The following is a 1,898-nucleotide window of genomic DNA, read 5'->3' on the forward strand; positions in this document are numbered from 1 at the left end:
CGCACCAAACGGATCTCCTGCTCCTGCCTTTCGGGCGACCGGCGCTGAAAAATATCAGGCGACCAGGCCGCGCCTCTCAGCATAATAGGCTTACCGTTAATAATAAACTCGCGCGATTGATTGTCATCAATAATTTTAGACGTAAACTCCCTGATCCCAAAGTTTTCTGCTACTGAATTACTCAGCTTTTTATCAACCACAGCCGAAACCTCAATACGGTTCAGGTTTGGTTTGCCATACTGCCAGGGCCACCAAATGGACGGATCTTTAACATTAAGCTGTTTAAACTCTACAGGCGAGAAATTCACGTTCTTTGATTCGTTAGCCAGCAGGTGCACTTTTTTCTCGAAGGAAATATTCTCGTTGATCTTCCCTTTGATCACTGCATCCTGTGGTTTATTGGTATAATTAGTCACCTGGGCATCTACAGTTAAATGGCCACAGCAAGCGACGGCAGATCAAAATCAGTAGCAACCAGTGGGAATTTTACGCCTACCTTGTTGTAAGTTTTCACCTCTACGTTATTGATGATACCACCGTTATAATCCTGCGGGTACGGGATCCAATCGGCATAGTCAATGGCAAGGTCGCCATCACGTTTGTTAGGGGTGAATGGCCTGAGCACTTCAATTGCCAGCGTATTGGTACCATCATAGCTGATGTTTTTAGTGAGATCAAGATCGATGATGCGATACGGGCCTTTTATTTTGGTTGAATCGGCTATCTTAACCCCATTGAGCCAAACATTAGCTTTGTAATTGATACCATGCAGACGAAGGATCACATTCTTGCCGTTTTCAGCAGCAGGCAATGTGAACTCTTTCCTGAACCACCACGGTTTATCCAGCTTTGGGTCGGCCAACTTTTCGAGGTTCTTTCCCATAAACGGGTCGAAATTATAAACATGGTTTGCAAGCAAACCAGCCAGAATGGTTGAAGGTACACTTACTTTATACCAGCCCTGCGTATCAAATTTCTCTTTGGAGATCTCAGTAGCGGCAGCAGGCACTGTAACTACCGACTGCATTTGCCAGTCATCCTTTAATAGCAGGTTAAAATTTTCCTGCCGCCCCTGCGCAAATGCTCCTGCACTGAGCAGGATTATTGCCGACATTAATAATATTTTTTTCATGGTAGATCAGGTTTATTTCTGGTTATCGTAATACAAGGCAGCCGCACCGATAATGCCACTGTTTTGCAATTCCGATATCTCAATTTTTATCCGTTCAAGCGTTTTTGTATAGGCAAAGGTTTTCACCTGTTGCCACATGGTATCTTTAAAATAGCCAAAAGCATGACTTACCGATCCGCCCAAAATAATTAGCTCTGGATCATAAGCATACATCACTATTTTCAGCGCGTTACCTACATGAGTACCTAATTCGGCATATAACTTCAAGGCCTGCTCATCGCCGGCTTGCGCGTCTTTAAATACCTGTACGCCATCCAGTCCGTATACATTATTAAAGAATGAGCCGCTGCAGTAGTACTCCAGGATATTATCGATGTAAGGAAAAAAACCGATCTCGCCGGCCCCGCAATTATGGCCGGCATATAATTTGCCATTGGTGATAATGCCCGTGCCAAGCCCGGTTCCCAGGGTTACCCCAACCATACTATCAGCGCCTTTTCCCTTTCCAAAATACAGTTCGCCAACAGCAAAGCAATTGGCATCGTTATTTACATACACAGGGATGTTATAACGTTCCTGCATCAGTTTTTTCAGGTGCACTTCCTTCCACGAGGGGATGTACTGTACGTCGTAAACAATACCTTCGGATACGTCGACCACACTGGGTACGCCTATACCTATAGCATTGGCAGTATTGTTTTTCAATAAGGCATCAACAACGGTATAAATATCATTCAGCACATCTTCAACACTGCCATCACTCTTT

General features: G+C 44.4%; 2 protein-coding genes and 1 pseudogene. All 3 read right to left on the reverse strand.

Going from position 1 to position 1,898, the window contains the following annotated elements; genetic code table 11:
* A pseudogene (locus VF500_RS20240) lies at positions 1 to 416 on the reverse strand (hypothetical protein); the annotation flags it as partial.
* Between the two features lie 14 nt (positions 417 to 430).
* The gene (locus VF500_RS20245) at positions 431 to 1,132 is read right to left on the reverse strand and encodes a glycosyl hydrolase 2 galactose-binding domain-containing protein (RefSeq protein WP_330861418.1); all 702 of its coding nucleotides are present in this window, start codon (positions 1,130 to 1,132) and stop codon (positions 431 to 433) included.
* A 12-nt stretch (positions 1,133 to 1,144) separates the two neighbouring features.
* Positions 1,145 to 1,898: ROK family protein (locus tag VF500_RS20250; protein WP_330861419.1), on the reverse strand; the 754-nt coding region annotated here is incomplete at its 5' end.

Source organism: Mucilaginibacter sp., assembly GCF_036383575.1.
Classification (GTDB): domain Bacteria; phylum Bacteroidota; class Bacteroidia; order Sphingobacteriales; family Sphingobacteriaceae; genus Mucilaginibacter.